We start from the raw sequence: 455 nt of genomic DNA, 5'->3' as shown, positions 1-455 counted from the left end.
TGGCGTGGGCCACCGGGGTGGGCGGGAGTCGTCGCTCCTGGGCGGCGTCCTTCGCGTTGTACTGGCGGTATTCCTCGGTGGTGGTGGCGCCGATGGTCTGCAACTCACCACGGGCCAGCAGCGGCTTCAACATATCGGATGCGCCCAGGGCCCCGTCTGCCGAGCCTGCACCCACGATGGTGTGAATCTCGTCGATGAAGAGGATGACGTCGCCGCGGGTCTTGATTTCCTTCAGGACCTTCTTCAGACGCTCCTCGAAGTCGCCACGGTAACGGGAACCCGCCACCATCGAGCCCAGGTCGAGCGAGTAGACCTGCTTGTCCTTCAACGTCTCGGGCACATCGCCAGCGTGGATCTTCTCCGCCAGCCCCTCGACCACGGCGGTCTTGCCGACTCCCGGCTCACCGATCAGCACAGGGTTGTTCTTGGTGCGCCTGGACAGCACGACCATGACC

At 64.6% G+C, this 455-nt stretch carries 1 protein-coding gene; it reads right to left on the bottom strand.

The window, feature by feature from the left end; genetic code table 11:
• Positions 1–455, bottom strand: a 455-nt coding sequence (locus CRD60_RS08470; protein WP_130473099.1) for an AAA family ATPase, incomplete at both ends; no start/stop codon positions are given.

Origin of the sequence: Bifidobacterium aemilianum, from assembly GCF_003315635.1 — a bacterium.
Lineage (GTDB): Bacteria > Actinomycetota > Actinomycetes > Actinomycetales > Bifidobacteriaceae > Bifidobacterium > Bifidobacterium aemilianum.
The sequence above is the reverse complement of the archived record's forward strand: the minus strand, read 5'-3'. Positions and strand labels throughout refer to the sequence as shown.